Origin of the sequence: Kineococcus esterisolvens (genome assembly GCF_050871405.1) — a bacterium.
Lineage (GTDB): Bacteria > Actinomycetota > Actinomycetes > Actinomycetales > Kineococcaceae > Kineococcus.
The window spans coordinates 58035-64261 of the sequence record NZ_JBJLRI010000016.1 but is presented as its reverse complement, the minus strand read 5'-3'; the positions used below and the strand labels follow the sequence as shown (position 1 = coordinate 64261).

General features: G+C 74.0%; 7 protein-coding genes and 1 pseudogene. 3 read left to right on the top strand and 5 right to left on the bottom strand.

Going from position 1 to position 6227, the window contains the following annotated elements; translation table 11 throughout:
* Positions 1 to 117 (top strand): annotated as a pseudogene (locus tag ACRYR8_RS07860) (MBL fold metallo-hydrolase); the annotation flags it as partial.
* Between the two features lie 66 nt (positions 118 to 183).
* Complete coding sequence (locus tag ACRYR8_RS07855) at positions 184 to 1383, top strand: AI-2E family transporter (RefSeq protein ID WP_432483792.1); 1200 nt, start codon at positions 184 to 186, stop codon at positions 1381 to 1383.
* Between the two features lie 66 nt (positions 1384 to 1449).
* On the opposite strand, the gene ispF is transcribed toward ACRYR8_RS07855, so the two are convergent.
* The 3 genes from ispF to ACRYR8_RS07840 are packed head-to-tail and all read right to left on the bottom strand — an operon-like array spanning position 1450 to position 3100.
* On the bottom strand, positions 1450 to 1941 hold the full coding sequence (ispF, locus tag ACRYR8_RS07850; RefSeq protein ID WP_432483790.1) for a 2-C-methyl-D-erythritol 2,4-cyclodiphosphate synthase: 492 nt from the start codon (positions 1939 to 1941) through the stop codon (positions 1450 to 1452).
* Entirely contained in the window at positions 1938 to 2621 is a 684-nt protein-coding gene (ispD, locus tag ACRYR8_RS07845) for a 2-C-methyl-D-erythritol 4-phosphate cytidylyltransferase (protein WP_432483796.1), read from the bottom strand. The genes ispF and ispD overlap by 4 nt, the downstream gene beginning before the upstream one ends.
* Complete coding sequence (locus ACRYR8_RS07840) at positions 2618 to 3100, bottom strand: CarD family transcriptional regulator (protein WP_166610666.1); 483 nt, start codon at positions 3098 to 3100, stop codon at positions 2618 to 2620. Before ACRYR8_RS07840 ends, ispD begins: the two co-directional genes overlap by 4 nt.
* A 305-nt stretch (positions 3101 to 3405) precedes the next feature.
* Between ACRYR8_RS07840 and ACRYR8_RS07835 the strand changes: the two genes are divergently transcribed.
* Positions 3406 to 4044: a hypothetical protein gene (locus tag ACRYR8_RS07835; RefSeq protein ID WP_432483789.1), complete on the top strand. Its 639-nt coding sequence runs from the start codon at positions 3406 to 3408 to the stop codon at positions 4042 to 4044.
* Between the two features lie 46 nt (positions 4045 to 4090).
* Here the strand turns inward: ACRYR8_RS07835 and ACRYR8_RS07830 are convergent, their stop codons facing one another.
* Both ACRYR8_RS07830 and ACRYR8_RS07825 read right to left on the bottom strand, forming a co-directional pair.
* Positions 4091 to 4771, bottom strand: a complete 681-nt coding sequence (locus ACRYR8_RS07830) for a winged helix-turn-helix domain-containing protein (protein WP_432483788.1) — start codon at positions 4769 to 4771, stop codon at positions 4091 to 4093.
* Positions 4768 to 6066, bottom strand: coding sequence for a sensor histidine kinase (locus ACRYR8_RS07825; protein WP_432483787.1), 1299 nt, complete (start codon positions 6064 to 6066; stop codon positions 4768 to 4770). Before ACRYR8_RS07825 ends, ACRYR8_RS07830 begins: the two co-directional genes overlap by 4 nt.
* Positions 6067 to 6227 lie beyond the last annotated feature (161 nt).

Sequence of the window (6227 nt, the reverse complement as noted above, 5' to 3'; positions counted from 1 at the left end):
CGCGACGTGCTGCTGGAACTGCCCCCGGAGACCCGCGTGCTCACCGGCCACGGCCAGGACACCACCATCGGCGACGAAGCCCCGCACCTGGACGAGTGGATCACCCGCGGGCACTGACGGCTACCGCCGCGGCTGCGGCGGCGCTGGGTGGCGGTACCGGCCAGCCCTGGCAGCATCGTCGCCGTGAGTGATCCCACAGGTCCCGACCGGACCGTGAACGTCGTCGAACGCGGCATCGCCGAGGCGGCCAGGTGGGCGCTGCGCCTGCTGGTGCTGGGCATCGGCGTCGCCGGCCTGCTGTGGCTGCTCGGCAAGGGCTGGTCGCTGCTGCTGCCGCTGCTGCTCGCGGTGCTGCTCAGCGCGATCCTGTGGCCGCTGGCGCAGGTGCTGCGAGCCGTGCTGCCACGCGCCATCGCGGCGCTGCTGTCCATCCTGATCCTCCTGGCGCTCGTCATCGGCATCTTCGCCGCCCTGATCCCGACCGTCGCCGGTCAGGCCGGGGAGGTCGCCGACTCCGCCGTCGCCGGCATCCAGCAGGTGCAGGCGTGGGTCAACGGCCCACCGCTGAACCTCGGCGACGACGAGATCGGCAACCTCGTCAACCAGGGCCTGTCGGAGCTGCAGAGCAACGCCCAGGACATCGCCCTGGGCGTCGTCGGAGGCCTGGGCACCGTCGGCGCCAGCATCGGTTCAGGCGTCATCACGTTCCTGCTGGTGCTGGTGCTGAGCTTCTTCTGCCTGTCCGACGGGGACCGGCTGCTGCCGTGGTCGCGCCGGTGGATGGACGCCAGGACCCACCACCACGCCACCGAGCTCGGTATGCGGATCTGGGCGACGATCCGCGGCTACATCCTCTCCCAGGCTGCCGTGGCGTTCGTCGACGCGCTCTTCATCGGCATCGGCCTGTGGATCGTCGGCGTGCCGTTCGCCCTGCCCCTGGCCGTGACGATCTTCTTCGCGGCGTTCATCCCCATCGTGGGCGCCGTGGTGACCGGCGTGCTGGCCACCCTCGTCGCGCTCGTCACCCTCGGCTGGGTCCAGGCGCTGATCGTCCTGGGCATCGTGCTGCTCGTGCAGCAGCTGGAGGGCAACGTGCTGCAGCCCCTGCTGGTCGGCAAGACCCTGGCGCTGCACCCCGCGGTCGTCATCGGCGCGGTCACCATCGGGGGGACCCTGTTCGGCATCATCGGCGCGTTCCTCGCCGTACCAGTGGCCGCGATCCTCACGGTGGTGCTGCGCTACGTGCACCACGTGCTGCTGCCGGACGAGCCGGAGAACCCCGCGGAGGAGCACAAGGCCAAGAAGAACCCCCTGCGCCGGAACCCCGCCGCCGATGAGCAGCCCGCGGCCGCGGAGGGTGCCCACCTGCCCGAGCACTCCTGAGGGACGCGCCGAAGCCCCCGCCGCAGCGTTCACGGCGGGGGCTTCGGCGCGGAGCGGGGACCGGGCTCAGGTGGGCACGACGAGTGCGGTGGCCACCGCGGCGATGCCCTCCCCGCGCCCGGTGAGCCCCAGGCCGTCGGTGGTGGTGCCGGAGACGCTGACGGGTGCGCCGCACGCGGCGGACAGCACCGCCTCGGCCTCCGCGCGGCGCGCGTCGATGCGGGGACGGTTGCCGACGACCTGCACGGACACGTTGCCGACCTCGAAGCCGGCGGCTCGCACCAGACGGGCGGCCTCCCCCAGCAGTCGCGCGCCGGAGGCGCCGGCCCACTCCGGGCGCGAGGTGCCGAAGTGCGCACCGAGGTCGCCCAGTCCCGCGGCGGCGAACAGGGCGTCGGCGCAGGCGTGCGCCGCCACGTCCCCGTCGGAGTGCCCTTCCGGACCTGCGGGCTCGTCGGGCCACAGCAGTCCCGCCACCCGGCACTCGCGGCCGGCGGCCAGGGGGTGCACGTCCACGCCGGTGCCCACGCGGGGCAAGCCGGACCGGTCGGTGTTCACGCGCGTCCTCCGCTCAGCAGGGCCTCGGCCAGAACGAGGTCGACCGGGCGCGTGACCTTGAAGGCGGTGTCGTCGCCCGCCACGGTGAGCACCTCGTGACCCAGCGCCTCGAGCATGCCGGCGTCGTCCGTCGCGGGCGCGGCGCCGTCGGCGGCCCGGTGGGCGGCGCGCAGCGGAGCGCACGAGAACCCCTGGGGGGTCTGGACGGCGACGAGCTCGCGACGGTCGACGGTGGCCACCACTCGACCGGCGCGGACCCGCTTCACGGTGTCGGAGACGGGAAGCACCGGGACGACCGCCACGGCACCACCACGGACGGCGGCCACGACGGACCGGAAGACGGACGGCGGGGTGAGGCAACGCGCGGCGTCGTGGACGAGAACCACGTCCACGCCCTCGGGTAGCGCGGCGAGGCCGCAACGCACCGAGTCCTGCCGCTCCGCGCCTCCCGCCACGACGCGCAGGTCGGCCGCGCCCAGCGGCGAGAGCAGCGTGCGGACGTGCTGCTGCTCACCCGCCGGGGCGACCACCACGACGACGTCGACGACACCGGACGCCAGGGCGCGCCGGAGGGCGTGCACCAGCAGCGGTTCCCCGGCGACCGGGACGAGGGCCTTGGGCACCCCCGCCCCCAGACGTTCGCCCCGGCCGGCGGCCGGGACGACGAGAGCGCAGGTCAGGAGGCCAGGACCTCGTCCAGCAGGGACTCGGCCTTGTCCTCGTTCGTGTTCTCCGCGAGAGCCAGCTCGGAGACGAGGATCTGGCGCGCCTTCGCCAGCATCCGCTTCTCCCCCGCGGACAGACCGCGGTCCTGGTCGCGGCGCCACAGGTCGCGCACGACCTCGGCCACCTTGATGACGTCGCCGGAGGCGAGCTTCTCGAGGTTCGCCTTGTAGCGGCGCGACCAGTTCGTCGGCTCTTCCGCGTACGGGGTGCGCAAGACCGAGAACACCCGGTCCAGGCCCTCGCGGCCGACGACGTCGCGGACGCCGACGAGGTCGACGTTCTCGGCGGGCACTTCGATGGTCAAGTCGCCCTGGGCGACCTTGAGGACGAGGTAGAGCTTCTCCTCGCCCTTGATGGTGCGGGTCTTGATCTCCTCGATCAGTGCGGCCCCGTGATGGGGGTAGACGACCGTTTCGCCGACCGTGAAAGCCATAGAAAGTGACCCCTTTCCCTGCCTTCACTTTACCACGCCGAGCAGCCGCCGAACACCCCCCGTGACGGCGTTTGCGCAGGTCAGAGGCACGGACGCACACCCGATGCCCCTTGACACGACTCGATCGGCGTGCTTCGCGCGTGGACACCGGCCACCCGCGCAGCGGCACGGGCCACCCCCCGCGACGCCCCGACGCGGCCCGGCGCGGGCGCCCGACACGCACCCGACACGCGCCCGACACGCCCCGCGGGCCCCGGACACCCGGCACCCGGGTGCCCGACTACGACTGCCGGTAGTCTGGGCGCGTGAAGCTCCGCCAGCGCTCCGCCGTCGCCCTCGTCACCGTCGCGAGCACCCTCGGTGTCGCGGGGTGCTCCACGTTCTCCCCCGCGGTGGTCCTGCGCCCGTACGACCCCAGCGACGGCAAGAACGCCTCCATCGCCGGCGCCGTCGAGGTGCGCAACGCGCTGGTGGTGTCCAGCGGCCTGGACGAGCCCGGCGTGGTGTCCGTGACCCTCGTCAACGGCTCCCGCGAGGACGTCTCCGTGACGGTCGGCGCCGACGTCGACGCCGCCGGGTTGAGCGCCGACGAGGCGCCGGAGCAGACCTTCACCGTGCCCGCCGGTCAGCTCGTGCAGATCGGGTCCCCGGAGGCCCTCGTCCCCGGCGAGGCCCTCCCCGAGCGCCCCGAGCAGGCCCCCGCCTGGATGCAGATCCCCCAGGTGCCCGTCCACACCGGCGAGACGCTGCCGCTGGTCTTCACCTCCGCCGGGGAGAGCATCGAGGTCGCAGCGCCCGTCCTGCTGCCCTGCTTCGAGTACGACTTCCTGACGCCCACCGCGGCGGCCACCAGCCCCGGCGAGGAGACCGTCCCCGCCGCAGAGGTCGAGTGCGGCCCCGCCCTCGGCGAGGGCGGCCTCATCGGCAGCCACCACGGGGAGTGACGCGACACGCGCCGCGGGCCGGTGACCCGGCCCGCGGCGCCCGCGCTCAGCCCTCGAACTTGTAGCCCAGACCCCGCACCGTCACCAGGTGGCGGGGGTTCGAGGGGTCCGGCTCGATCTTGGCGCGCAGGCGCTTGACGTGGACGTCCAGCGTCTTGGTGTCGCCGACGTAGTCCGAGCCCCACACGCGGTCGATGAGCTGGACGCGCGTGAGCACGCGGCCGGCGTTGCGCAGCAGCATCTCCAGCAGCTCGAACTCCTTGAGCGGCAGCGGCACCTGCTCACCCCGCACCGTCACCACGTGCCGGTCCACGTCCATGCGCACGCCACCGGCCTCGACCGTGGTCTGCACCAGCTCCTCCGGCTCCGCCCCGCGGCGCAGCACCGCGCGCACCCGGGCCAGCAGCTCGCGGGAGGAGTACGGCTTCGTCACGTAGTCGTCGGCGCCGATCTCCAGGCCCACGACCTTGTCGATCTCGGAGTCCTTGGCGGTCAGCATGATGACCGGCACGCTCGAGCGGCTGCGCAGCTGCCGGCACACCTCGGTCCCCGGGATGCCCGGCAGCATGAGGTCCAGCAGCACGAGGTCCGCGCCGGCCCGGTCGAACTCCTCCAACGCGGCCGGCCCCGTGTCGCTGACCGCCACGTCGTAGCCCTCCCGCCGCAGCAGGTAGGACAGCGGGTCGGAGAACGACTCCTCGTCCTCGACCACCAGGATGCGCGTCACGGTCGAACCTCCAGGGGTGATTCCTCCGGGGACTGCCCCGGAGATCGTCGGGAAGGACCCGCGGAGCCGCGCTGCGCGCGCCGCGGGGGGTCGTGGGGGGTGGCTGCGGCCGACCCGGGCGGCACGTCGGCGGCGGGCGCCGGGGAGGGCGCCTGCGGCAGCCGCAGCGTGAAGGTCGAGCCCTCCCCCTCGACGCTCCACACCCGGACCTCACCGCCGTGCTTGCCGGCGACGTGCTTGACGATCGACAGGCCCAGCCCCGTGCCGCCGGTCAGGCGCGAGCGGGCCGGGTCCACGCGGTAGAACCGCTCGAAGATGCGCTCCAGGTCCGCCGGGCTGATGCCCACCCCCCGGTCGGAGACGGCGATGTCCACGGCGGCGGGGACGGCGGCGTCCTCGCCCGCACCGGGACGCACCCGGCGCACCTCGACGACGACCCGGCTGCGCTCCGGGGAGTAGGCCAGCGCGTTGTGGACGAGGTTGCGCAGGGCCGTCACCAGCAGCTCGCGGTCACCCTTGACCAGCACCCCGCGCTCACCGGCCACCACGACCTCCGACTCACGCTGCTGCGCCACGGAGATGCTGCGGTCGGCGGCCTCGGCGACCAGCGCGTCCACCTCCAGCAGCGCCGCCTCGACGACGTTCTCGGCGGCCTGCAGGCGCGAGAGGTCGATGATCTCCTGCACCAGCTGGGTCAGCCGCTTGGACTCCCGGCGCATCCGGCGGGCGAAGTGCCGCACCGCCTCGGGGTCGTCGGCCGCGTCCTCCACCGCCTCCGACAGCAGGGACAGCGCCCCCACCGGCGTCTTCAGCTCGTGGCTGACGTTGGCCACGAAGTCGCGGCGCACCGCCTCCACCCGCCGCGACTCGGTGCGGTCCTCCAGCAGCAGCAGCACGTGCCGGGGCCCCAGCGGTGACACCCGCGCCAGCACGACGGCCGGCGGACGGCCGAGCCCCGGCGCCAGCTCCACCTCCATCTCACGCACCCGCCCGTCGCGGCGGCAGGCGCGGACCATCTCGCGCAGCTGCGCGTCGGTCAGCTCCCGGCCGGCCACGACGCCGGCGGCGTAGGAGGCGGCGCTGGCCTTGACGACCTCGTCGGTGGCGTCCAGCACCACCGCGGAGGAGCGCAGCGCCATGAGGACGTCGCTGACGCCCGGGGGCACGCCGGCCGGCTCGCGCGGCGGCGGTTCCGGCCGCTGCAGACGGTCGGAGACGCGGAAGGCGAGCACGCCGGCCGCGCCGGCCAGCACACCGGCGGCGGCGGCGATGCTGCTCGAGATGTCGCCGACCACGACCCCAGCCTAGGGTTCTCCTCGACCCCCGCCGTCGCCGCGCGGTCAGCTCGCTCTCGCGGCGCTAGATGTTCACACCGGAGGTGGCGCGCGTTCACCCGGGCCTGGAAGCCTGGGGGTTCGAGCGGACGGCGGACCACCCGCGTCCCGCGCCCCGCCCA

What these genes read in the sequence shown, in the direction of transcription:
- ACRYR8_RS07840 (WP_166610666.1), bottom strand. Translation starts at nt 3,100, where the DNA reads ATGGCTTTCACGGTCGGCGAAACGGTCGTCTACCCCCATCACGGGGCC.